The sequence below is a fragment of the Streptomyces sp. SCSIO 30461 genome, assembly GCF_037023745.1.
GTDB lineage: Bacteria > Actinomycetota > Actinomycetes > Streptomycetales > Streptomycetaceae > Streptomyces.
This window is the reverse complement of record NZ_CP146101.1, coordinates 2,207,351-2,229,338: the sequence shown is the minus strand read 5'-3', so window position 1 is coordinate 2,229,338 and position 21,988 is coordinate 2,207,351. Positions and strand designations below refer to the sequence as shown.

The 21,988-nt window shown below is 70.9% G+C and carries 22 protein-coding genes; 7 read left to right on the top strand and 15 right to left on the bottom strand.

Features of this window, described 5'->3' with window-relative positions; translation table 11 throughout:
• Window positions 1-28 precede the first annotated feature (28 nt).
• Genes V1460_RS10020 through V1460_RS10010 form a run of 3 tightly spaced genes read right to left on the bottom strand, consistent with a single transcriptional unit; the run spans window position 29 to window position 1,867 of the window.
• A complete protein-coding gene (locus V1460_RS10020; RefSeq protein ID WP_338673394.1) occupies window positions 29-796 on the bottom strand; it encodes a DUF3710 domain-containing protein in 768 nt (255 codons plus the stop codon).
• A 1-nt stretch (window position 797) separates the two neighbouring features.
• Window positions 798-1,325 (bottom strand): dUTP diphosphatase, encoded by a 528-nt coding sequence (gene dut, locus V1460_RS10015; protein ID WP_338673393.1) that lies wholly within the window; start codon window positions 1,323-1,325, stop codon window positions 798-800.
• Window positions 1,325-1,867: a PaaI family thioesterase gene (locus tag V1460_RS10010; protein ID WP_338677990.1), complete on the bottom strand. Its 543-nt coding sequence runs from the start codon at window positions 1,865-1,867 to the stop codon at window positions 1,325-1,327. Before V1460_RS10010 ends, dut begins: the two co-directional genes overlap by 1 nt.
• 91 nt (window positions 1,868-1,958) lie before the next feature.
• Between V1460_RS10010 and V1460_RS10005 the strand changes: the two genes are divergently transcribed.
• On the top strand, window positions 1,959-2,438 hold the full coding sequence (locus tag V1460_RS10005; protein ID WP_338673392.1) for a DUF3093 domain-containing protein: 480 nt from the start codon (window positions 1,959-1,961) through the stop codon (window positions 2,436-2,438).
• Between the two features lie 34 nt (window positions 2,439-2,472).
• Here V1460_RS10005 and V1460_RS10000 read toward each other — a convergent pair whose 3' ends face one another.
• The 4 genes from V1460_RS10000 to V1460_RS09985 all read right to left on the bottom strand — a co-directional run bounded on the left by V1460_RS10000 (window position 2,473) and on the right by V1460_RS09985 (window position 6,101).
• Entirely contained in the window at window positions 2,473-3,444 is a 972-nt protein-coding gene (locus tag V1460_RS10000; protein WP_338673391.1) for a hypothetical protein, read from the bottom strand.
• A gap of 12 nt (window positions 3,445-3,456) precedes the next feature.
• Window positions 3,457-3,753 carry a DUF4193 domain-containing protein gene (locus tag V1460_RS09995; RefSeq protein WP_338673390.1) on the bottom strand — a complete coding sequence of 99 codons (297 nt, stop codon included), beginning with the start codon at window positions 3,751-3,753 and terminating at the stop codon, window positions 3,457-3,459.
• 449 nt (window positions 3,754-4,202) lie between these two features.
• A complete protein-coding gene (locus V1460_RS09990; protein WP_338673389.1) occupies window positions 4,203-5,444 on the bottom strand; it encodes a HAMP domain-containing sensor histidine kinase in 1,242 nt (413 codons plus the stop codon).
• Between the two features lie 3 nt (window positions 5,445-5,447).
• Entirely contained in the window at window positions 5,448-6,101 is a 654-nt protein-coding gene (locus V1460_RS09985; RefSeq protein ID WP_338673388.1) for a response regulator transcription factor, read from the bottom strand.
• A 422-nt stretch (window positions 6,102-6,523) separates the two neighbouring features.
• Here V1460_RS09985 and V1460_RS09980 point away from each other — a divergent pair, with 422 nt between their 5' ends.
• The gene (locus V1460_RS09980) at window positions 6,524-6,697 is read left to right on the top strand and encodes a hypothetical protein (protein ID WP_338673387.1); all 174 of its coding nucleotides are present in this window, start codon (window positions 6,524-6,526) and stop codon (window positions 6,695-6,697) included.
• A gap of 210 nt (window positions 6,698-6,907) precedes the next feature.
• Here V1460_RS09980 and V1460_RS09975 read toward each other — a convergent pair whose 3' ends face one another.
• Together V1460_RS09975 and V1460_RS09970 are read right to left on the bottom strand one after the other, a co-directional pair.
• Window positions 6,908-7,708, bottom strand: a complete 801-nt coding sequence (locus tag V1460_RS09975; RefSeq protein WP_338673386.1) for an inositol monophosphatase family protein — start codon at window positions 7,706-7,708, stop codon at window positions 6,908-6,910.
• 67 nt (window positions 7,709-7,775) lie between these two features.
• On the bottom strand, window positions 7,776-8,927 hold the full coding sequence (locus V1460_RS09970) for a ferrochelatase (protein WP_338673385.1): 1,152 nt from the start codon (window positions 8,925-8,927) through the stop codon (window positions 7,776-7,778).
• Between the two features lie 167 nt (window positions 8,928-9,094).
• Between V1460_RS09970 and V1460_RS09965 the strand changes: the two genes are divergently transcribed.
• Together V1460_RS09965 and V1460_RS09960 are read left to right on the top strand one after the other, a co-directional pair.
• Window positions 9,095-10,342 (top strand): MFS transporter, encoded by a 1,248-nt coding sequence (locus tag V1460_RS09965; protein WP_338673384.1) that lies wholly within the window; start codon window positions 9,095-9,097, stop codon window positions 10,340-10,342.
• Window positions 10,296-11,621 carry a D-arabinono-1,4-lactone oxidase gene (locus V1460_RS09960; RefSeq protein WP_338673383.1) on the top strand — a complete coding sequence of 442 codons (1,326 nt, stop codon included), beginning with the start codon at window positions 10,296-10,298 and terminating at the stop codon, window positions 11,619-11,621. Before V1460_RS09965 ends, V1460_RS09960 begins: the two co-directional genes overlap by 47 nt.
• 5 nt (window positions 11,622-11,626) lie before the next feature.
• Here V1460_RS09960 and V1460_RS09955 read toward each other — a convergent pair whose 3' ends face one another.
• A complete protein-coding gene (locus V1460_RS09955; RefSeq protein WP_338673382.1) occupies window positions 11,627-12,445 on the bottom strand; it encodes a hypothetical protein in 819 nt (272 codons plus the stop codon).
• Window positions 12,446-12,910: 465 nt separating this feature from the next.
• Here V1460_RS09955 and sepH point away from each other — a divergent pair, with 465 nt between their 5' ends.
• A complete protein-coding gene (gene sepH / locus V1460_RS09950) occupies window positions 12,911-13,972 on the top strand; it encodes a septation protein SepH (protein ID WP_338673381.1) in 1,062 nt (353 codons plus the stop codon).
• 90 nt (window positions 13,973-14,062) lie between these two features.
• Here the strand turns inward: sepH and V1460_RS09945 are convergent, their stop codons facing one another.
• On the bottom strand, window positions 14,063-14,917 hold the full coding sequence (locus V1460_RS09945; protein ID WP_338673380.1) for a sulfurtransferase: 855 nt from the start codon (window positions 14,915-14,917) through the stop codon (window positions 14,063-14,065).
• A 234-nt stretch (window positions 14,918-15,151) separates the two neighbouring features.
• On the opposite strand from V1460_RS09945, the gene V1460_RS09940 reads away from it, so the two are divergent.
• Entirely contained in the window at window positions 15,152-15,928 is a 777-nt protein-coding gene (locus V1460_RS09940; protein WP_338673379.1) for a VOC family protein, read from the top strand.
• Between the two features lie 107 nt (window positions 15,929-16,035).
• Here V1460_RS09940 and V1460_RS09935 read toward each other — a convergent pair whose 3' ends face one another.
• The 4 genes from V1460_RS09935 to V1460_RS09920 form a co-directional block, all read right to left on the bottom strand.
• Window positions 16,036-16,686, bottom strand: a complete 651-nt coding sequence (locus tag V1460_RS09935; protein ID WP_338673378.1) for a thymidine kinase — start codon at window positions 16,684-16,686, stop codon at window positions 16,036-16,038.
• Window positions 16,687-16,777: 91 nt separating this feature from the next.
• Entirely contained in the window at window positions 16,778-17,989 is a 1,212-nt protein-coding gene (locus V1460_RS09930; protein WP_338673377.1) for a nucleotide pyrophosphatase/phosphodiesterase family protein, read from the bottom strand.
• Entirely contained in the window at window positions 17,989-18,582 is a 594-nt protein-coding gene (locus tag V1460_RS09925; protein ID WP_338673376.1) for a DUF5998 family protein, read from the bottom strand. Before V1460_RS09925 ends, V1460_RS09930 begins: the two co-directional genes overlap by 1 nt.
• Window positions 18,583-18,621: 39 nt before the next feature.
• A complete protein-coding gene (locus V1460_RS09920) occupies window positions 18,622-21,534 on the bottom strand; it encodes a GNAT family N-acetyltransferase (RefSeq protein WP_338673375.1) in 2,913 nt (970 codons plus the stop codon).
• Between the two features lie 88 nt (window positions 21,535-21,622).
• On the opposite strand from V1460_RS09920, the gene V1460_RS09915 reads away from it, so the two are divergent.
• The gene (locus tag V1460_RS09915) at window positions 21,623-21,904 is read left to right on the top strand and encodes an HPr family phosphocarrier protein (protein ID WP_338673374.1); all 282 of its coding nucleotides are present in this window, start codon (window positions 21,623-21,625) and stop codon (window positions 21,902-21,904) included.
• Window positions 21,905-21,988 lie beyond the last annotated feature (84 nt).

Below are 21,988 nucleotides of genomic sequence, written 5' to 3'. Positions count from 1 at the left end.
ATCGCCACTGTCCGAGCTGCCTGACGCGTCAGCGCACCTCGGTGATCTCGGGTCCTCGCTGGAGCTGTCCCATCCCGCCGGAGAAGCGGGATCCTTCCTGCTCCTCCTGCTGGACGCCCTCCGGCACCATCTGGGCGTCGTTCGGGAGCTTGAGGACGATCGGATCGCGCGGCGCCATCGGGCCTTCGCCGCGGACGACGACCGTCTCCCGGAAGATCTGCTCCAGCAGTCCGGCTGCCTCGGGCTGTACCGCTCCCTGCCCGGAGATCACACCGCGCAGGAACCAGCGCGGTCCGTCGACACCGACGAAGCGGACGAGCTGGACGCCCCCGGTGCCGTCCGGCAGCTGCACCGGCACCTGCGCCCTGAGCTCCCAGCCCAGCGGGCCCTCGACCTCGTCGATGACACCTCCCTGCTGGGTGATGCCGGTGGCGATCTCCTCGCGGACCTCGCCCCAGATGCCTTCCTTCTTGGGCGCGGCGAACGCCTGAAGCTGGACAGCGCTGTCCTGCAGCACGACCGTCGCGGCGACGATCGCGTCGCCCGCGACCTCCACCCGCAACTCCATGCCCTCGACTCCCGGCACGAAGAGACCGCCGAGGTCCACTCGGCCCTCGCCGGGCTGGGGCGTCTCGGAGATGTCCCAGGGCCCGTCGGGCCTGGGCTCCGGCGGAAGGCTCACCCGGCGCGCTGCGTCGTCCTCAGCCGCGTCCTCCGTGTCGAGCTCGTCGACGACCTGCTCGGCCTCGCCCGCCACCTCATCGGCGGAACCGCTCTTCTTGCGACGTCCGAACACGTCACTGTCCTTCCCGGTCGGATACGACCGAAGCGTATCGATTCCCACCCTGTACGCCATCCACGCCTGACCCGCCCACGGCGGTGTGACCACCGGTGGACCCGAAGCCCCCCTCGGCCCGGGCCGATCCGGGAAGCTCCGCCACCTCGTGGAAGCGCACCTTCTCGACCTGCTGGACGACCAATTGGGCGATCCGGTCGAACCGCTCGAACCGCACGCTTTCGCGCGGGTCCAGATTGACCAGGATCACCTTGATCTCCCCACGGTACCCGGCATCCACCGTCCCTGGGGCATTGACCAGGGCGACACCGCACCGGGCCGCCAGCCCGGAGCGCGGATGCACGAAGGCCGCGTACCCGTCCGGGAGGGCGATGGCCAGCCCCGTGGGCAGGACCAGCCGCTCCCCGGGCGCCAGCTCGGCACTCTCCGTGGTCACCAGATCGACACCGGCGTCGCCCGGATGTGCGTACGCCGGGATCGGCACCTCGGGGTCCAAGCGCCGGATCAGTACGTCGACGGGGTTGTGCATCAGGGGTTCACCTCGAAGGCGCGGGCGCGCCTGACCTGGTCGGGATCGGCCATGACGGCCTGGATCTCCTGCGGGCGGCCGTTGTCGACGAAGTGGTCGACCTTGACCTCGATGAAAAGCGCTTCGGCGCGCACGGCGACGGGGCCCTCCGGGCCGCCGATCCGGCCTGTGGCCCGGGAGTAGATCTTCCGGCCGCTGACCGCGGTGACCTCGGCCTCCAGGAACAGCACGGTGTCCACCGGTACCGGCCGGACGAAGTCGGTCTCCAGCCGCCCGGTCACCGCGATCACCCGCAGCAGCCAGTTCAGCGAGCCGAGCGTCTCGTCGAGCGCGGTGGCCAGCACGCCGCCGTGAGCAAGGCCCGGGGCACCCTGGTGGGCGGGGCTGACGGTGAACTCGGCGGTGAGACTGACGCCTTCACCCGCCTTCGCCTCCAGGTGCAGCCCGTGTGGCTGCCCGCCACCGCAGCCGAAGCAGTGGTCGTAGTGCGCGCCGAGCAGCTCGCCGGGGGCGGGCGCTTCGGGGTGCCGTACCGGTGGTATGGCGTCGCCGGGAGGGGTCAGTGCAGTACTCACAGGCGCAGACCTTACCCGCGCGGGTAGCCACAGGTCGCGCCGTGCCAAGCTTGGGTTCATGCAGCCCTCCGCCGCCGCCCCCGACTCGCCCGCGACGCCGTCCTACGACGAGCGTCTCACCGCCCCCCGGTCCTGGTGGGCGATCACCGCCCTGGCGGCCCTTTCAGGTGGCCTGGTGCTGCTCCCGCTGGGCCCGGTGGCCATGCTGGCCGGACTGATCGGGGTGGGCGCGCTCGCGGCCGCGGCAGTGAGTTCCTACGGGTCGGCGCGGGTCCGGGTGGTGGCCGGTTCGCTGGTGGCCGGTGACGCTCGGATCCCGGTCGAAGCGCTCGGTGAAGCGGAGGTGCTGGACACCGATGAGGCCCGTGCCTGGCGCTCGTACAAGGCGGATCCGCGCGCTTTCATGCTGCTGCGGGGCTATGTGCCGACGGCGGTGCGGGTGGCGGTCACGGACCCCGATGACCCCACGCCGTACGCATACGTCTCGACCCGGCACCCGCAGGCTCTGGTGGACGCGCTGGACGCGGCACGGGCCTGACCTCCGACTGCGCACGGACGTCGGTTCCGTCCGGTCAGCCGTTCTCCAGCTCCCTGCGCAGCTCCGGCGGAAGCTCGGGGGGCAGCTCGCCCGTGGGCTTCTCCAGCCGCGGCAGCTCGGGCAGCGCATCCCAAGGGACCTGGTGCTTGCGCAGGTCCTTCCTGATGTGCTCGGCGAGCTTTCTGGTGTCACGCCTGTTCATCACCGCGCCCACGGCGGCACCGATCATGAACGGCATCACGTTCGGCAGGTTGCGGACCATGCGCTTCATGATCTGCTGGCGCAGCTCGCGCTTCATCTGGCCGCCGAGTGCGGCATTCATCGTCGTCGGCTTGGTCACGTCGATGCCCCGCTCCTCGGACCACGAGGTCAGATAGGCGGTGGCGCGCTCCCTGACGTTGCCCGGCGGTCGCAGACCGTAGACCTCGTGCAGCTCGGCGACGAGCTTCAGCTCGATCGCGGCGACACAGACGATCTCCGTGGCCAGCTCGGCGGGCAGGGCGGGCGGCACGGGCAGCATCGCCGCCGCACCGACTCCGGCGCCCACGGTGGAGCTGGCGTTGGCAGCTCCCGCGATCAGTTTGTCGGCGATCTGGTCGGGGCCGAGCCCTGGGAAGTGGGCCCGGAGCGTGGCGAGGTCGCGTACCGGGACACGCGGAGCGATGTCGATGACCCGGTCGGTCAGCAGGCCCAGCAGGGCCTTGCCGGCCTCGCCTGTCCTGCGGACGCCGCTCCTGACGGCGTCCAGCCGCCGGTGCCGCGACACGGGCACCGGCTGTCTGGTGGCCTCGAGCGAGGCCGGGAGGCCCCGCTCGTCGTCACGTGCGTCACCCGGGGAAGGCGGGTGGCCGGCATGGCCGTGACCCGCTGCATGGGGCGCCGCAGCACCCTCCCACGGCTCCGGAGCGTCGTTCCGGGTGTGCCCGGACTCCGGAGACCCCGAGGCACCCTTGCGTCGGAAGCGGTGCTTCCCGAAGGGCTTCCCGGAAGGTGTCCCGCCAGCCACGGCAGCTCTGCCTCAGTCGCAGTCGCGGCAGATCGGCTGGCCGTTCTTCTCACGGGCCAGCTGACTCCGGTGGTGCACCAGGAAGCAGCTCATGCAGGTGAACTCGTCAGCCTGCTTGGGCAGCACCCGGACGGCCAGCTCCTCGTTGGAGAGGTCTGCTCCGGGCAGCTCCAGACCTTCGGCGGCCTCGAACTCGTCGACGTCGACGGTGGACGTCGACTTGTCGTTCCGACGAGCCTTGAGCTCTTCGATGCTGTCCTCGTTGAGATCGTCATCGGTCTTACGTGGGGTGTCGTAATCGGTTGCCATGTCGCTCTCCCCCTCTGGGTGTCTGCGGTGTCTCCAGCGCACGTAACGCGTGAGAGGCCGGACTTGTGCCCGACCTGAGGCGGAGATTTTGCCTCACATCAAGGTCTGTTACTCAATCGACACCCAACCGGACCCCTCAAGAGTGATCAGGTTGGATGGCGATCGGGACCGTACACGGTCTTGAGGTCGCACCACATAGGCGCCACCCCGTGTACTTCCCGTGATAGGGACCCCTGAAAACCAGGACTTTTCCCGGCTTTCCGCGGGTTTTCGCTCACGGAGCGTAGACGGCCGGAAAACTACCTCTGTGAGCGATCACACACGCGGCCCGGGGGGTTGAGTCCCGAAAATTCCGCGTAAAGCGAACAGGGGTGTTCTCCCGTCCAGCAACGCGCCATGCAGCGAAGCGCAGGCTTCGGCATCGCTGCCGCCGTCCCGCACCGGCCGTGTCAGACGGGCAGGGTCACCCGCATCACGAGGCCGCCGCCCTCGCGCGGCTCCGCGATGATACGGCCCCCGTGGGCACGCGCCACGGACCGGGCGATCGACAGGCCGAGACCGACTCCCTTGTCGCTGCCGGTGCGCTCCTGACGCAGCCGCCGGAAGGGCTCGAAGAGGTTGTCGATCTCATACGCCGGGACCACAGGACCCGTGTTGGACACCAGCAGCACCGCCTGGCCGTGCACGACCTCGGTGGTCACGGCCACCCAGCCGCCGCCGTCGCCTTCCGGGACGTTGTAGCGCACGGCGTTCTGCACCAGGTTGAGGGCGATCCGCTCCAGCAGCACCCCGTTGCCCTGGACGACCGCGGGTGCCCGCCGCCCGCGGAACTCGATGCCCTTGGCTTCGGCCTCGCCGCGCGCCTGGTCGACGGCCCGGGTGGCGACCTCGGCGAGGTCGACCGGTTTGCGCTCCACGATCTGGTTCTCGCTGCGCGCGAGCAGCAGCAGGCCCTCCACCAGCTGTTCGCTGCGCTCATTGGTGGCCAGCAAGGTCTTGCCGAGCTGTTTGAGCTCTTCACCGGCACCGGGATCGGAAAGATGGACCTCCAGCAGGGTGCGGTTGATCGCCAGCGGTGTGCGCAGTTCGTGCGAGGCGTTGGCGACGAAACGCTGCTGGGCAGTGAAGGCCCGCTCCAGCCGCTCCAGCATCTCGTCGAAGGTGTCGGCCAGCTCCTTCAGCTCGTCGTCCGGGCCGTCCAGCTCGATACGCCGGGACAGGTCGGAGCCCACCACACGGCGCGCGGTACGCGTGATCTTCCCGAGCGGGGACAGGACCCGACCCGCCATCGCATAGCCGAAGGCGAACGCGATCACGCTCAGGCCGACGAGGGCGAACAACGAGCGGGTGAGGAGCTCGTCCAGGGCGTGCTGGCGCTGCTGGTTCACGCAGGAGTTCACGAGCTGGTTGAAGATCTCGGTCGAACTCGGCGGGGCGTCGGGGAATTTGCATACCTCGCTGCTCACCTCACCCTTCTCGATCTTGAACGGCAGTTCGCTGTCCGGCTGCAGCGCCTGCGCGGCCAGCAGGTAGATGATCAGGAGCAGCAGGATCCCTGCGATCAGGAACATCCCGCCGTAGAGCAGCGTGAGCCGTATCCGGATGGTCGGCCGGAACCAGGGGCTCGCCTGCTCACCGGGGGCCCAGGTGGGCTTCGGGGGCGCCGCGGGGGGCGCGGGTGCAGCGGCCACGGGTCAGATCCGGTAGCCGGAGCCGGGGACCGTGACGATCACGGGCGGCTCACCGAGCTTGCGGCGCAGGGTCATGACGGTGACCCGTACGACGTTGGTGAACGGGTCGGTGTTCTCGTCCCAGGCCTTTTCCAGCAGCTGCTCGGCCGACACGACCGTGCCCTCGCTGCGCATGAGCACCTCCAGTACGGCGAACTCCTTGGGGGCGAGCTGGACCTCCCTGCCGTCGCGGAAGACCTCGCGGCGGTTGGGGTCCAGCTTGATTCCGGCACGCTCCAGTACCGGGGGCAGCGGCACCGTCGTGCGGCGCCCGAGGGCGCGCACACGGGCGGTCAGCTCGGTGAACGCGAACGGCTTGGGAAGGTAGTCGTCCGCACCCAGCTCCAAGCCCTCCACACGGTCGCTGACATCTCCGGACGCGGTGAGCATCAGCACCCGGGTCGGCATGCCGAGTTCCACGACCCTGCGGCAGACGTCGTCGCCATGGACCAGCGGGAGATCGCGGTCGAGCACGACGACGTCGTAGTCGTTCACCCCGATGCGCTCGAGGGCCGCGGCGCCGTCGTACACGACGTCCACCGCCATGGCCTCCCGGCGCAGCCCGGTGGCCACCGCATCGGCGAGCAGTTGCTCGTCCTCGACCACGAGTACGCGCACGTGGCTGGTCCTTCCTCTGGATCCCGGTCCCGAGCACCCGCCCCATGACGCCGACCATGCGCGACCGGACGCGACCGGGCGTGACGGACATGTTCTGGGCAGGGGTGCCGTAGTGGACGCACTGACTGTGTCCCTCCATCCTGCCCCCTTACGCGCGTAAACCGGATGTAAGTCACGAGGTCCCTCGTGGGCCCGGGTTCAGGCGGCGGGAACGGTCCGGACAGGGCGTCCGGGAATTGTCGGGATTCCCTGAACAGTTGAGGTTTCCCGACGGGTGAGCCTGGGGAGGACGAGGTCACACCCGCGATCACGCCATGTACGTGGCTTGCCACACCCCGCTCTCTGTCCCCCAGGGAAGGGGCGTGATCAACCCGCCGTAGGCACACCCCCGTGCCATCGACCCACGACGAGGGGGCGCGACCATGGACGCATTCACCACAGGACTCCTGCACCGCATCAGGACCACGGAAACCGACCTCACGCGGGCCCGCGAGACGGGCGACGACTTCCTCGCGGAGGTCGAGCAGGCCGAGCTGGACGACCTGCATCGGCTCGCCGCCGAGCACGGCGTGGAGGTCGGCGCCGCGCGCGCCTGACGCCCACGGGTAGGGCCGAGGGCCCGGCATCGCGACACCATCCGCGATGCCGGGCCCTCGCGCGCGTGCGGGTGTGCGCCGGACCGGGAGCAGGCGTCCGTGCCGGGCGGCGGCCGGAGTACCGGACAGACCGGGGCTGCCGCGCCGGGCGGGAGCAGGAGCCACCGCGCCGGGCAGGGGCTGCCGCTCCGGATGGGACCCGGGGGCGGCTCAGTCGTGCCAGGCGCCCAGCTCTTCGAGCAGGAGCTGCAGCGGTTCGAAGACCCCCGGGGTGGCCGCGACCGTCAGGTCACCGGAAGGCCCCTCCCCCGGGCGGGCGCCGGTGAGGACGCCCGCCTCACGCGCGATGAGATCACCGGCCGCGAGGTCCCAGGCGTGCAGTCCGCGCTCGTAGTAGCCGTCCAGACGGCCCGCGGCGACGTCGCAGAGGTCGACGGCCGCCGAGCCGCTTCGCCGGATGTCCCTCACCCGCGGGATCAGCCGGAGGGCGACCTCCGCCTGGTGGCTGCGGACGGAGTGGACGTAGTTGAAGCCGGTCGCGACCAGCGCCTGGTCCAGCTGGGGCGCCGGCCGGCAGCGCACCCGCCGCTCGCCGCAGTGGGCCCCTCGGCCGCGCACGGCGTGGTACGTCTCACCGCGCATCGGGATGTCCACGACCCCCACCACGGTCTCGCCGTCCCGTTCGGCGGCGATCGAGACCGCCCAGGTGGGCAGGCCGTACAGGTAGTTCACCGTGCCGTCCAACGGATCGATCACCCAACGCACCCCGCTGGTACCGGGTGCCGATGCGCCCTCCTCGCCGAGGAAGCCGTCATCGGGGCGCCGTTCGGCGAGGAATCCCGTGATCAGCTTCTCCGCCGCGATGTCCATCTCCGTGACGACGTCGATCGGGCTGGACTTGGTCGCGGCGACGGCGAGATCGTCCGGCCGTCCGTCACGCAGCAGTGCGCCCGCACGCCGTCCGGCCTCCTGGGCCAGGGACAACAGTTCGTCGAGCAGGGGGTCGGTCACAAGGTGCTCCCTCATCGGTACGGGTGCCCGCAACGACACGGACGCGCGTGCCACGCGGGCGGACGGCTCAGGCGTACGGGCTGTCGGCGCCCGCGGCCGCGGGCCGTTCCGAGCGAGCCGGGCAGCAGCCGATCGGGCAGAGGTCGTGCGACGGCCCGAGCGCACCCAGCACGCATCGCTCCACCACCGCGCCCCGCTCTGTCGCCGCCCGCTCCAGCACCAGGTCCCGTACCGCCGCGGCGAACCGGGGGTCCGCACCCACCGTTGCCGAGCGGCGCACCGGTAGTCCGAGCTCGGCCGCCTTGGCGGTGGCCTCGGTGTCCAGGTCGTACAGCACTTCCATATGGTCCGACACGAAGCCGATCGGGACCATCACGACCGCCGGCGCCCCGGCCCCGTGGAGCTCCTCCAGGTGGTCGCAGATGTCCGGCTCCAGCCAGGGGATGTGCGGCGCCCCGCTGCGCGACTGGTAGACGAGCCGCCAGGGGTGCTCGACACCCGTCTCCTCGCGCACCGCTCCTGCGATCACGCGGGCCACGTCGAGGTGCTGCTTCACATACGCGCCGCCTTCCCCGTGCTCCCACGCGGGTCCGGACGCGTCCGCCGCGGCGTCCGGGATGGAGTGGGTGGTGAACGCCAGCCGCGCCCCGGCCCCGAGCTCTTCGGGAAGGTCCGCCAGCGCGGCGAGGACACCCTCCACCATGGGGCCGATGAAGCCCGGGTGGTTGAAGTAGTGCCGCAGCTTGTCCACCCGGGGCAGCGGCAGCCCCTCCGCGTCCAGTGCGGCGAGCGCGTCGGCCAGATCCTCCCGGTACTGCCGGCAGCCCGAGTACGAGGCGTAGGCGCTGGTGGCGAGCACCGCGACGCGCCTGCGCCCGTCCAGCACCATCTCGCGCAGGGTGTCGGTCAGATACGGCGCCCAGTTGCGGTTGCCCCAGTAGACGGGCAGGTCGAGACCGGCGGCGGCGAAGTCGGCGCGCAGCGCGCCGAGCAGGGCGCGGTTCTGGTCGTTGATCGGGCTGACCCCGCCGAAGAGGAAGTAGTGCTGCCCGACTTCCTTCAGTCGCTCCTTGGGGATGCCGCGGCCCCGCGTCACGTTCTCCAGGAACGGGACCACGTCATCCGGACCCTCGGGGCCGCCGAACGAGAGCAGCAGCAGGGCGTCGTAGGGCGCGGGGTCGGGCGGAGCGGTGTCCAGGGTGTCCAGCTGTTCGGCCATGATGCCGATCCTCCCACTCCGGCACCGTGCTCCTCTCCCCTGCCCAGGGTCCCACCAGGGCACCCACGCTGGAGTAAGGGTTACCTAACACGTAAGCTGTTCCAGCCGCCCAGACGCCTTACGGAGCGCCCCGCGCCCGTCCACTCAACCACCCGACGGAGCGCCCCGTGCCCAGCCCCTACCGCGCGATATTCGCCCACCCCGGCACCATCGCGTTCTCCACCGCCGGGTTCCTCGGCCGTATGCCGCTGTCCATGATGGGCGTCGGCATCGTGGTCATGGTGTCCCAGCTGACCGGGCGCTACGGCATGGCGGGGGCCCTCTCCGCGACACTCGCGCTCTCGGCGGCGGTGCTCGGCCCGCAGGTCTCCCGGCTGGTCGACCGGCACGGCCAGCGGCGGGTGCTGCGTCCCGCACTGCTGGCGTCGGGCGCCGCGGTGGCGGGACTGCTGATCAGCGCCCGGCAGGACGCTCCCGACTGGGTCTTCTTCGTGTTCACCGCCTGCGCGGGCTGCATCCCCAGCGTCGGTGCGATGACCCGGGCCCGGTGGGCCGCGATCCACCACGGAATGCCGGAGCGCCTGCACACGGCGTACGCCTTCGAGTCGATCGTGGACGAACTGTGCTTCATCGTGGGCCCGATCGTCTCCATCGGGCTGTCCACCATCTGGTTCCCAGAGGCCGGTCCGCTGATCGCCGGGGTGTTCCTGGTGATCGGCGTGCTCTGGCTGACGGCGCAGCGCGCCACGGAACCCCCGGTGCATCCGCGCGAGGAGCACACCCGCGGTTCGGCGCTGCGCTCCCCCGGCCTCCAGGTGCTGGTGGTGACGTTCGTGGCGATGGGCGCAATCTTCGGCTCGGTCGACGTGGTGACGGTGGCCTTCGCCGACGAGCAGGGCAGCAAGGCGGCGTCCAGCCTGGTTCTCGCGGTCTACGCGCTGGGCTCCTGCCTCGCCGGGGCGGTCTTCGGGCTGTTGCGGCTGAAGGGCGAGCCGTCCCGCAGATGGGTGCTGGGCGTATGTGCGATGACCGTGAGTATGATCCCCCTCCAACTGGCCGGGAATCTCGTGACCCTGGCCGTGTCGCTCTTTGTCGCGGGCCTGGCCATCGCACCGACGATGGTGACCACGATGGCCCTGGTCGAAGCGCACGTACCACGCACCAAGCTGACCGAGGGCATGTCCTGGACGGGCACCGGCCTCGCGGTCGGTGTGGCACTCGGCTTGTCGGCCTCGGGGTGGATGGTGGACGAGCACGGGGCAGGCGCGGCGTACGCGGTGCCCGCCGTGGCGGGAGTGCTCGCGGTCGTGGTCGCGTTCCTGGGGTACCGCCGGCTGCGGAGGCCGGTGCCGACGCGGGAGGGGCAGCATGACGGGCACAGCCACGACCAGCAGCACGGGGAACGCGTGGCGTAACTGGGCGGGGACGGTGACGTCCCGACCGGTGCGGGAGGCCACCCCGGCCACCGCCGATGAGCTCGCCGCCGCCATACGCTCGGCGGCCGAGGACGGGCTGCGGGTGAAGACGGTCGGCACAGGCCACTCGTTCACCGCGATAGCGGCGACCGACGGCCTGCTGGTACGACCGGACCTGCTCACCGGCATCCGCCGGATCGACCGTACGGCGATGACCGTGACCGTCGAGGCGGGCACGCCGCTCAAGCGGCTCAACGCCGCGCTCGCCCGTGAGGATCTCTCCCTCACGAACATGGGCGACATCATGGAGCAGACGGTCGCCGGCGCCACCAGCACGGGCACCCATGGCACAGGGCGCGATTCCGGGTCGATCGCCGCACAGATCAGAGGGCTTGAGCTGATCACCGCGGACGGTTCACTGCTGCGCTGCTCGGAGAAGGAGAACCCGGAGGTGTTCGCCGCAGCCCGGATCGGGCTCGGCGCCCTCGGCGTCATCAGCGCGATCACTTTCGCGGTGGAACCGCTCTTCCTGCTGACAGCACGCGAGGAACCGATGACCTTCGATCGGGTCACCGCGGATTTTGACGAACTCAGCACGGAGAACGAGCACTTCGAGTTCTACTGGTTCCCGCACACGGACAACTGCAACACCAAGCGCAACAACCGCAGCGCCGGCCCCGCCGCACCGCCCGGAGCGGTGAGCGGCTGGTTCGAGGACGAACTGCTGTCCAACGGCCTCTTCCAGATGATCAATTCACTCGGGCGGGCGGTCCCGGCGACGATCCCGCCGATCGCCAAAGTGGCCAGCCGCACCCTGTCCGCCCGTACCTACACGGACATCGCCTACAAGGTCTTCACCAGTCCCCGCAGGGTGCGCTTCGTGGAGATGGAGTACGCACTGCCGCGGGACGCCGCGGTCATGGCGCTGCGCGAGGTCAAGGCCATGATCGAGCGTTCACCCCTGCGCATCAGTTTCCCCATCGAGGTCCGCACCGCCCCGGCCGACGACATCGCCCTGTCGACGGCGTCGGGGCGCGACAGCGCCTACATCGCCGTGCACATGTACAAGGGCACGCCTTACCACTCCTACTTCACCGCGGTCGAGCAGATCATGACCGCGCACGGCGGCCGGCCGCACTGGGGCAAGATCCACACCCGGGGCGCGGAGTACCTCACGGGTGTGTACCCGCGGTTCGGGGAGTTCACCGCCCTACGCGACCGACTGGACCCCGGACGGGTGTTCGGCAACGACTACCTGCGGCGGGTCCTGGGCGACTGAGGCCGTCACCGGAGAGTCGATGACGCCGTGTCACCCGGTTCGTCCTGCGCGGGCTCACCGGCCGACGGCGGCAAGGGGGAGCCTCCTCCGTCCGGGGAGGCCGACCGGGTCGGGGCCGGGGACTGCGACGGAGAACCGGTGTCACGGTCACCCGGTGCCGGGCTCGTGGAGCCGCTCTCACCCCGCCCCGGACCGGTGTGGTCGCCGGAAGGACCGGGCGAGGAGCCGCGTCCATCGTCCTGCCGCCGCCGCTCCGTCGCCCCGTCCGCCGGAGGCGTTCCGTCGTCCGCACCGCCACCACCGCCACGCCCCGCGCCGCCGCCAGAGACGACCGACCCCACCGTCGTACCCCCTCCGCCGCTCAGGTCCCGACCGACCGCCACCTCGTATGCGGTAATACCGACCATCGCCACGACGAACACGACCACCGCGGCCGACAACGGCCGCTTCCAGCCACGCAACCGGGTGCCATGGACGGTCGGCTCGCCGAACTGCCCTTCGGGCCGTGCTTCGCGAGGGGGACGGTGCGACCGGCGTGGACCCGGTCCGGCCCCCGCCGCGACATCGCGTATCTGTTCGCCGGTTCGCCGGAAAAGGTGCTGGAGCACGGTGGCACCACACGTGGCGACGACGCTCACCACACCCGCTCCGACGATGGTTCCGTAGACCCCGAGGCGGGAGGCCAGCACGGCCGCCGCAACGGCCGCGAGTGCGCTGCCCGCCACCTGGGGAACGCTCAGATCGAGCCGATGCTCCTTGTGTTGTGCCGTTCTCGGCTTGTCGCCGTCCGGCTTCGGATCGATCTCCAGCCTCTGCTTACCCATCTGCCCCACCATGCACCAAGATGGGACATAAAGGCGAAACCGATGATTCCACTTCCGGGAATCCTGTGAAGATTGATACCGGCCGTTTTCGGGTAGACGACTCAACTCCCGCACTCCGCCATAAGTTCGGCGGCGCGGCGGTCCACCCCCGTGGCCCGAATGGAGTACTGTGGCGAGCCCTGGGACCGGTCGCCTCACGGGTGCCCGGACCTCGGGAGGGGGCCGAAAAGCGGCACTCGAAACCGGCGGCGCCGCGGCACCGCACGGTGGCCTGTTGTCCAGCGTGACGAAATCCGTCACGCTGCGTTGCAGACAGGTAACCGTGCCATGACGGCGATCAGGGCCCGTGCCCGACACGCCGGGCAACTCGGCAAGGTTGTGGCAGGCTGCACCCGGGCAGGCCACACTCGACTAGCGGAAGCAGCGACGCACGTGACGTCGGCAGGCACCACCCGGGAGGTCCCCATGCCCGAACTGCGTGTCGTGGCCGTCTCCAACGACGGCACACGACTGGTGCTGAAGGCTGCGGACAGCACGGAGTACACGCTTCCCATCGACGAGCGGCTGCGCGCCGCCGTCCGCAATGACCGCGCCCGCCTCGGCCAGATCGAGATCGAGGTGGAGAGCCACCTCCGGCCGCGCGACATCCAGGCTCGCATACGAGCGGGTGCCTCCGCGGAGGAAGTCGCACAGCTCGCCGGAATCCCGGTCGACCGCGTGCGTCGGTTCGAAGGCCCCGTGCTGGCCGAGCGCGCGTTCATGGCGGAGCGTGCGCGCAAGACGCCCGTGCGCCGCCCCGGGGAGAACGCCGGCCCCCAACTCGGCGAGGCGGTGCAGGAGCGGCTGTTGCTGCGCGGCGCCGAGAAGGACTCCGTGCAGTGGGACTCCTGGCGCCGCGACGACGGCACCTGGGAAGTACTCCTCGTCTACCGGGTCGCGGGGGAACCGCACTCGGCGTGCTGGATGTACGACCCGCCACGGCGGCTCGTCCAGGCCGTGGACGACGAGGCGCGCGCGCTGATCGGCGAGACGGACGACGCGCTCGCCGTCGCCCAGGAGCCGACCTTTCCCTTCGTCCCGCGTATCGCGCGACTGCCCCGCGACCGGCCGCTCGACCGTGGTATGGACCGTGCGCTGGACCGCGCCCTGGAGCGGCCCACCCCGGTGCCGGCCGCCGGTGAGCCGGAGGAGAGCGGGCGCGACTCCCTGACCAGCCTCCTGGAGGCGGTTCCGAACTTCCGCGGCGACATGGTCGTGCCCGAGCGTCCGAGCCCGGTCGAATCGCCCGCCGGCGACCCCGACGAGGAGGCCGAGGCCGAGGAGCCCCCGGCCCCCGCCGCCTCCGCCGGTGCCGGCTCGGCCTATGCGGACGTCCTCATGCCCCGCGCGGTGAGCGGGCACCGTGATCGCCTCACGGGCACGACCGACCGCCAGGCGGAGGCGGACGGTGTCCGTCCCGGCCGCCGCGCGGCCGTGCCGAGCTGGGACGAGATCGTGTTCGGGACCCGGCGCAAGAAGCAGGAGTAGCGACCTCTGGGCCCCCGCCCACCGTGCCGTTCACACAGGGCCCGTACCGATCTCCGTACGGGCCCTGCACACGCGTGTCGGCTCACGCGACTACTGCGGGTCGGGTCCCGTGGCCACCGGCCTGCTCTCGTCAGCCGACCACTCGGACCATGAACCCGCGTAGAGCGCCGCCGGAATGCCCGCGATCTCCAGCGCCAGCACCCCATGGGCACCGGAGACACCCGATCCGCAGTAGACACCGACCTCCATGCCGTCCGCCGCGCCGAGCCGCTTGAAGCGGGTGGCCAATTCCTGCGCCGGGAGGAACGTCGTGGTGCCCGGGGTGACGTTCTCCGTCGTCGGCGCCGAGACCGCGCCGGGGATATGGCCGCCCACCCGGTCGATCGGTTCGACGTCACCGCGGTAGCGCTCGGCCGCTCGCGCGTCCAGCAGCACCCCGGATCGCGCCAGCGCCGCCGCCGCATCCGCGTCGAGCAGCCGCAGGGCACCGGGAACCGGCACGAAGTCACCCGGCTCGGGATCAGGGGTCTGTGTGCTCAGCGGACCGCCCCAGGCCGCGAGACCGCCGTCGAGTACGCGGACGTCTCCGTGCCCCGTCCAGCGCAGCAGCCACCACGCCCGTGCCGCGGCCCAGCCCTGGCCTCCGTCGTACACCACGACCGGGGTGGCCACGGACACGCCCGCCCGCCGCATCACCGCGCCGAAGGCCGCCACATCCGGCAGCGGATGTCGGCCGCCGGCCCCTGGCGCACCGGCCAGCTCGTTGTCGAGATCGATGTAGACAGCACCGGGAATGTGCCCGGCACGGTACTCGGCCCGTCCGTCGAAGGGAGGGGCGCCCGCCGCCTTGGCCAGGCTCAGCTGCCAGCGGATGTCGAGCAGCACCGGCGGTCGCGGACCGGCCGACTCGCTCAGCAGTTCTGATGCGGTGATGATGGGGTTCATACAGCCATCCTCGCGCAGGGCACGGGCACGGCGTGCCCCTTACGGCGACGGAGGGGATGGGCCATGCCGAAACGGGCATCCTCCAGGGAGATCCACGGAAGAGCGGCGCGGCCGGGCTACGCCGCGCGCCGCGTGGTGCAAGCATCTGGAGGGGGCACCGGGCTGCTGCCCGGCAGGGCTCGTTCCCAGCCCCACGCCGTACGACCACGACGATGGTCCGAGGAGAGGGTGACGATGACGACCGAGGCGACTCGGCGCCCGCCCGGCACGCCCTGCTGGGTGAGCCTGATGGTGCACGGGCTTTCCGCGACGCAGGACTTCTACCGGGATCTGTTCGGCTGGGACTTCGCCCCCGGACCGCAGCCCTTCGGACCGTACGTCCGAGCCCTGATCGACGGCAAGGAGGTGGCGGGAATCGGCCAGCTCCCGCCCGACCGCCATCTGCCGATCGCCTGGACGCCCTACATGGCCACCGACGACGCCGACGAGACGGCCGAGCAGATCAGATCCTGCGGAGGCACCGTCGGCGTCGGGCCGCTGGACGCGGCCGACGCGGGCCGTATGGCGATCGCGGCGGACCCGGAAGGCGCCGTGTTCGGCATCTGGCAGGCCGCCGCGCACACCGGCACCGCCCTGTTCGGCACGCACGGCACACCGGTCTGGAACGAGCTGGTGACCAGGGAGACTTCGGCGGTCAGCAAGTTCTACCAGTCGGTCTTCGGCTATGACGTGGAACCGGTCGTCTCCGCCGAGTTCGACTACGCGACCCTGCATCTGGAGGGACGCGCGGTGGCCTCGCTGCACGGTGTCGGCCATGCCCTGCCACGCGACCGGGGCTCGCACTGGATGACCTACTTCGAGGTGGAGGACACCGAGGAGGCTGCGGCCCTGGTGCGGAACCTGGGCGGTCATGTGCTGCACGAGCCCCGCGAGGGCGGCAGCGGCCGGCTGGCGACGGTGGCGGACCCCGAGGGCGCGGTGTTCACGATCGTGCGGTCGGCCGAGCCCTGATGGGCGCCGGGCGCCTCCCCTCGCCCTACGGAGTCGCGCCTCGGAGGCGGGCCGGGCACCGTGCCACTCCCCCAGGACCGCATACCCGGGGGATCGCGAACGGCGGCTCAGCCCGGGGTGACCGGCAGCACGTCAGGCGACAGTGCCGCCGCTCGGGCCGCCGCCCCGGTCATCCGCTTGCGGTGGTGGCGACGGCACAGCACCTCGTACCCGACGAGCTCAGCGGCCCCGCCCACGTCGCCCACCACCACCTGTTCGCCCTCGACCACCATCTCGCCGCCCACCGTGCGCGCGTTGTGGGTGGCGCGGGCCCCGCACCAGCACATGGCCTCGACCTGGAGCGTCTCGACCCGGTCGGCCAGTTCGATCAGCCGCTGGGAGCCGGGAAAGAGCTTCGTGCGGAAGTCTGTGGTGATACCGAAGGCGAACACGTCGAGTTCCAGGTCGTCCACCGTCCTGGCCAACTGGTCGATCTGCTCAGTCGGCAGGAACTGCGCCTCGTCCACGATCACGTAGTCGACCTTTCCGCCCCGCGACATGTGCTCGACCACGTACGCGTAGAGGTCCAGCCCGGGCGTGGCCTCCACCGCCTCCGTCACGAGTCCGAGACGGGAGGAGAGTTTGCCCTCGCCCGCCCGGTCGTCGCGGGTGAAGATCATGCCCTGGAGGCCGCGCGCGGACCTGTTGTGCTCGATCTGAAGAGCGAGGGTGCTCTTTCCGCAGTCCATGGTTCCGGAGAAGAACACCAGCTCGGGCATGAGGAAGCGACGACCTTTCAGGTCTGGGCGGGTCAGGTCTTGGCAACGGACGGGCAGTGGGCGCGGACGCGGTCGGTGCGGGCGGCGCGTCTCAGGAGCGTACTTCGATCAGCGGAACGAGTTGCTCCACAGGCGTCATCGAACCGTGCATGCCGACCATCGCCGACTCCCGGGGCTCGTTCACGGACGCGGTGATCACGACATCGGCGTGCGCCGCCGCGACGACATCGCCGATGCGGCCGTACACCCGCTCGTCCACGTGTGGTCCGAACCAGCCCGCCGAGATGGCCTCGTCACGACTCGCGACCCAGAAACGGTCACCCAGCACCTCCCGCCAGACGGCGAGCACATCGGACTCGGCGCCGGGCACCGCGTACACATGGCGGGCCCGGCCCTCGCCGCCGAGCAGGGCGACACCGGCGCGCAGCTCCCAGTCCTCATCGAAGTCGATGCGCGACTCCTCGTCGAACGGGATGTCGATCATGCCGTGGTCGGCGGTCACGTAGAGCGCCGTACGCGGCGGAAGCTGCTCGGCGAGGCGCTGCACCAAGCGATCGACGTACATGAGCTGGCCGCGCCAGGCGTCGGAGTCCACTCCGAAGCGATGGCCCTTGCCGTCGACCTCGCTGTAGTAGGTGTAGACGAGCGACCGATCGGCGGCGGCGAGCTGCTCGGCCGCGAAATCCATCCGCTCCTCGCCGCTGAGCCTCCCGTGAAACGTTCCACCACTCAGTGCGATCTTGGTGAGGGGGGTGTCCTGGAAGCCCGGTGACGACACCTGGGCGGTGTGCACACCGGCTTCGTGGGCGAGCTGGAAGACGGTCGGATACGGCTGCCAGACCCGCGGGGACGTCCAGGGCGTCCAACGCAGCTGGTTCATCAGCTCGCCGGTCTCCGGGTTGCGGGCCGTGTAGCCGGGCAGCCCGTGCGAGCCGGGTGGCAGACCGGTGCCGAAGGAGGCCAGCGAAGTCGCTGTGGTGGAGGGGAAGCCCACGGTGATCGGCCGACCGGTACCACCGCGGGAAGAAGCCAGCAGCGAGGTCAGGAACGGCGCCTCCGCCGGGTGGGCCTTCAGCTGCTCCCAGCCGAGGCCGTCGATCAGGAAGACGCAGTTCCGGTCGGCGGGCGCCAACTCCGTGAGCGTGGAGTGCGTTCCGGGCACGCCTTGGCCCGCGACGATGGTCGGCAGCAGATCGGCGAGGGAGCCACTGCCGTAGGCGGGTGCGGCGGCGGTATCGAGTGCGAGCGGCTCGCTCTCGCTGTACCAGTGGTCACCGGGCCTGGCGGAGTCGGGCAGGACCATCAGCGCGCGGCGGTCGTGGCGGCCGTGGCCTCGGACAGCGCCTGGGCGAAGGCGAGGGTCTGCCGGACGGCGTCCGGGCCGTCACCCGCCTCGCTGACCCGCAGGCTGAGATCGTCCGCCGTGGAATTGCCGGTGTAACCGTGGTCCGCGTCGCAGTTGGGGTCCCCGCAGGCGGCGGGCTCCAGATCGATACGGGAGACGGCGCCCCAACCGATGGTGAGCACGACCTCGCGAGGCAGAGTGCCGGGGGTGTACGCCTCCGGGTTGGCGACGACCCGGCTGACGACGACCGAGGAGATCCTGTCCAGCTTGACGGACTCGGTGGAGGTTGTGGCGTACGGCGTCGGAGAGCTGTTGTCGGCGGCCTGCTCGTCGGTGTGGCTGACCACGAACCGGGTCGCCGTCAGCACCAGCACGGTGACATGGCGGCGGACCTCATTGGAGTCGAACGTGGTCTCCTGATGGACCAGGTACGACGCGATCTGCTCACCGCCCACGGCGGCTTCCACCGCCTCGGCCACGAGAGCCGGGTAGTAGCCGCTGCGCTCGATCGCCGTGCGCAGCCCCTGGGTCGTCGTACCGGTCTTCGCCATGGGCTCCATCCTACGGGGCCCCGGGACCCTGGAGTGCGCTCAGTAACGGGGGAGCGTGCGCGGGCCCTGGTCGCTTCGAGGCGGCGGTGGGGCCAGCCGGACGGTGGCGCCGAGCACGGAGAGGCCGTGCTGGGCCACGACGACCGGTTCCAGGCCGATGCCGACCACCTCCGGGTGGTCGTCCACCAGTCGCGACACCCTCAGCAGGAGCTCTTCGAGAGCGCCGCTGTCCACCGGCGCCGAACCACGCCAGCCGAAGAGGATGGGGGCGGTCCTGATGGAGCGCACGAGCTCCGCCACGTCGCGGTCGGTTGCGGGAACCAGCCGGTGGGCGGTGTCGCCGAGCAGTTCCGTGGCGGGTCCGGCGAGCCCGAACGACAGTACGGCTCCGACGGCCGGATCAATGGCGGCGCGTACCACCGTGTCCACACCTCGCGGGACCATCGCCTGCACGACCGGCCTGAGCTCGGCGGGCCCGCCCAGCGTCGCGGTCAGCTCCGCATACGCCTGTCGTACCTGGTACTCGTCGGCGAGATCGAGCCGCACGCCCCCGAGGTCGGGGCGGTGCCGCAGATGCGGTGCCATGGTCTTGAGCGCCACGGGGTAGCCGAGTTGGGCGGCGGCGCGTACGGCGGCATCGGGGCTGGGAGCGGGGACGGTGGTCAGCACGTCGATCCCGTAGTACGCGAGGAGCGCGCGTGTGTCGTGATCGGTCAGCGTGACTCCGAGCGCCCCGCGGGCCTGATCCATCAACCGGGCGACGAGGGCCGCTGCCCCGTCCTCGTCGATGCCATCGAACTCCGGCACCTTCCCGGGACGCGCGGCGTCCCGCCGCCACTGGGCGTACCGCACGGCTTCGGCAAGGGCTCTTACGGCACGCTCGGCAGCGGGGTAGGCGGGGATACGGGGCATGGCGGGGAGCACCGGCGCGGCGGCCGGTTCCGGGCCGTGCCCCCGGTCCCCGTCCCGTACGGCGGTGTCCTGCCGCATGGTCTCTCGCCGCACGGCCCCGTCCGCCGCCAGCGCCCCGGGAGCCGCATCGGCACCGGGGGCGGTGGACGGGCGCGGCGGTGCCGAACTCGTCGCCGCCGCCAAGGCGTCCGCCAGACCGCCCAGTTCGACGTGGACCACGAGGACCGGCTTGGGCGGGGAGGACTCCGCCGCCTGACGCAGCGCTCCGGCGAGCACCTCGCCGTCGCCCGACTCGGTCGCCCCGCCCTCGCCGACCCAGGGGATCGCGTTGACGACGACGGCGTCGCACGCCGGGTCCTTCATCGCCTCGGTGAGCGCCTCGCGGAAGTCGTCCGGGGTCGCCGCCGTCGTCAGGTCACGCGACGGAAGTGGCCGCAGGCCCTCCGCCAGGCAGGCGTCGTAGGTGAGCAGCCCGAGCGATTCGGAGTTGCCCAGGATCGCCACCCGCGAGCCCCCGGGCAGCGGCTGCCCGGCAAGCAGCAGACCCGCGTCGACGAGCTCCGTGACCGTGTCGACGCGGATCACCCCTGCCTGGGCGAGCAGCTCGGACACAGTGGCGTACGGGATGCGGGTGGAAGGCACCGCGTGACCGGGGGGCGCGCTCCCGCTGTGCCGGGCGCCCCGCACCACCACGACGGGTTTGGCGGCGGCGGTGCGTCGGGCGAGGCGGGCGAACTTCCGGGGGTTGCCCAGCGATTCCAGGTACAGCAGCACCACGTCGGTGTCGGGGTCCTCGTACCAGTACTGAAGGAAGTCGTTGCCGGAGACATCGGCCCGGTTGCCGGACGAGATGAAGGACGACAGTCCGGCACCGCGTCGGTGCAGTCCGCTGAGCAGGGCGATGCCGATCGCGCCCGACTGGGTGAACAGTCCGATCCGGCCCCGGGCCGGTGACTCGGGGGCCAGTGAGGCATTCAGCCGGACCCCGTCGGCGGTGTTGATGATCCCGAAGGCGTTCGGTCCGATGATCCGCATGCCGTACCTGCGCGCCTGGCGTACCAGTTCCCGCTGCCGCTCGCGCCCTCGTACGCCGCTCTCCGCGTAACCGGCGGTCAGGACGACCAGCCCCTGCACTCCGTGTTCGCCGCAGTCCACGACGGCTTCCGGCACCCGTTCGGCGGGGACCGCCACCACTGCCAGGTCGACGGGCTCGCCGATGTCCGCGAGCGTACGGAAGGCGGGCACACCTTCGATCTCGTGGTCGTCCGAGCCGTCGGGGCCCTCCAGCGGCAGAGAGCGGTTCACGGCGTACAACCGCCCGGTGTAGCCGGATTCCAGAAGATTGCGCAGCGCGGCCCGACCCACTCCGCCGGGCACCCGGCCGACGCCGATCACCGCCACCGAACCCGGTGCCAGCAGACGCTGCACGGAGCGCGCCTCCGCGCGCTGTTCGCGGGCTCGCTGGACGGCGAGTGACCGCGCGGTCGGTTCCAGATCCAGCGTCAGTCGGACGGCTCCGTCCTCGAAGCTGCGCTTCTGGGTGTATCCGGCGTCGGTGAAGACCTTGATCATCTTGTTGTTCGCCGGCAGCACTTCCGCCGCGAACCGACGGATGCCGCGCTCACGGGCGACCGCGGTGATGTGTTCGAGGAGCGCCGACGCGACACCCCTGCCCTGGTGCGCGTCCTGGACCAGAAAGGCCACCTCCGCCTCGTCGGCGGGTGCCGACGCCGGCCTGCCGTTCGCGTCGATACGGTCGTAGCGCACGGTCGCGATGAACTCACCGCCCACCGTCGCCGCCAGGCCCACCCTGTCCACGTAGTCGTGGTGGGTGAACCGGTGGACGTCCTTGGTGGACAGCCGAGGGTAGGGCGCGAAGAAGCGGTAGTACTTGGACTCGTCCGACACCTGCTCGTAGAAGTTCACGAGCCGTTCGGCGTCCTGCGTGGTGATGGGCCTGATGCGCGCGGTGCCACCGTCGCGCAGCACCACGTCGGCTTCCCAGTGGTCGGGGTACACGTGGTCCGACGGGGTCTGCATGGCCCCAAGACTACGGCCCGGGTCCCGGTCGCGAAGCAAGGAAGGCGGGTGCAGTCTGAGGACACCCCCAGACTCAGGAGGCATCACCATGGCTGAGCGCCGCGTCCAGGTCGGCTGGGCCGAAGGCCTGCATGCCCGCCCCGCTTCGATCTTCGTCCGCGCCACCACGGCCGCGGGCATCCCGGTCACCATCGCCAAGGCGGACGGCAGCCCGGTCAACGCCGCTTCGATGCTGGCGGTGCTCAGCCTCGGCGCGGAGGGTGGCGACGAGATCGTGCTCGTATCCGACGCGGATGGCGCGGAGGCCGTGCTGGACCGGTTGGCGAAGCTGGTCGCCGAAGGCCTCGAGGAACTCCCCGAGACCGTCTGATCACCGACCTCGCGAGAAATCGACCGGGCACACCGCATTCGGAAAACCGAGAAACCGAACCAAGACGAAGACTCCGGATCAGGT

What these genes read in the sequence shown, in the direction of transcription:
- dut (WP_338673393.1), bottom strand. Translation starts at nt 1,325, where the DNA reads ATGCACAACCCCGTCGACGTACTGATCCGGCGCTTGGACCCCGAGGTG.
- V1460_RS10005 (WP_338673392.1), top strand. Translation starts at nt 1,959, where the DNA reads ATGCAGCCCTCCGCCGCCGCCCCCGACTCGCCCGCGACGCCGTCCTAC.
- V1460_RS09995 (WP_338673390.1), bottom strand. Translation starts at nt 3,753, where the DNA reads ATGGCAACCGATTACGACACCCCACGTAAGACCGATGACGATCTCAAC.
- V1460_RS09980 (WP_338673387.1), top strand. Translation starts at nt 6,524, where the DNA reads ATGGACGCATTCACCACAGGACTCCTGCACCGCATCAGGACCACGGAA.
- V1460_RS09970 (WP_338673385.1), bottom strand. Translation starts at nt 8,927, where the DNA reads ATGGCCGAACAGCTGGACACCCTGGACACCGCTCCGCCCGACCCCGCG.
- V1460_RS09960 (WP_338673383.1), top strand. Translation starts at nt 10,296, where the DNA reads ATGACGGGCACAGCCACGACCAGCAGCACGGGGAACGCGTGGCGTAAC.
- V1460_RS09955 (WP_338673382.1), bottom strand. Translation starts at nt 12,445, where the DNA reads ATGGGTAAGCAGAGGCTGGAGATCGATCCGAAGCCGGACGGCGACAAG.
- sepH (WP_338673381.1), top strand. Translation starts at nt 12,911, where the DNA reads ATGCCCGAACTGCGTGTCGTGGCCGTCTCCAACGACGGCACACGACTG.
- V1460_RS09945 (WP_338673380.1), bottom strand. Translation starts at nt 14,917, where the DNA reads ATGAACCCCATCATCACCGCATCAGAACTGCTGAGCGAGTCGGCCGGT.
- V1460_RS09940 (WP_338673379.1), top strand. Translation starts at nt 15,152, where the DNA reads ATGACGACCGAGGCGACTCGGCGCCCGCCCGGCACGCCCTGCTGGGTG.
- V1460_RS09935 (WP_338673378.1), bottom strand. Translation starts at nt 16,686, where the DNA reads ATGCCCGAGCTGGTGTTCTTCTCCGGAACCATGGACTGCGGAAAGAGC.
- V1460_RS09930 (WP_338673377.1), bottom strand. Translation starts at nt 17,989, where the DNA reads ATGGTCCTGCCCGACTCCGCCAGGCCCGGTGACCACTGGTACAGCGAG.
- V1460_RS09925 (WP_338673376.1), bottom strand. Translation starts at nt 18,582, where the DNA reads ATGGCGAAGACCGGTACGACGACCCAGGGGCTGCGCACGGCGATCGAG.
- V1460_RS09920 (WP_338673375.1), bottom strand. Translation starts at nt 21,534, where the DNA reads ATGCAGACCCCGTCGGACCACGTGTACCCCGACCACTGGGAAGCCGAC.
- V1460_RS09915 (WP_338673374.1), top strand. Translation starts at nt 21,623, where the DNA reads ATGGCTGAGCGCCGCGTCCAGGTCGGCTGGGCCGAAGGCCTGCATGCC.